Below are 366 nucleotides of genomic sequence, written 5' to 3' on the forward strand. Positions count from 1 at the left end.
ATATGCAGGGAAGCCTTCGTTCCAAATAAAACCACCCTGTTTCTTCGCCATTATTAGTAGGGTTGTAACCTACTGGGTATATCATGTATTTCGCATTAGCAGCATTAACTTTTGGCTTAGTGGCAGGGCTGAAACCGGGGCCTTTAGGTGTGTTTGTGATTCATCAAACCATGTCAAAAGGTAATTACAATGGGTTTATGGCTAGCCTTGCACCTATTGTAACCGATGGGCCAATTATACTTCTGGCATTGCTGTTAACGTTGCAGCTTAATGATATAGGCTTGTTTATCTCTGCGATTTCTGTCTTTGGCTCTATGTACCTAGCTCTTATTGCATACAAAATACTTAAAACTCCAAACAACATCG

At 40.7% G+C, this 366-nt stretch carries 1 protein-coding gene; it reads left to right on the forward strand.

Going from position 1 to position 366, the window contains the following annotated elements; translation table 11 throughout:
- Window positions 1–83: 83 nt before the first annotated feature.
- Window positions 84–366, forward strand: a 283-nt coding sequence (locus tag A3735_RS09000; protein WP_156499549.1) for a LysE family transporter, incomplete at its 3' end; no start/stop codon positions are given.

Source organism: Oleiphilus sp. HI0061 (assembly GCF_001635675.1).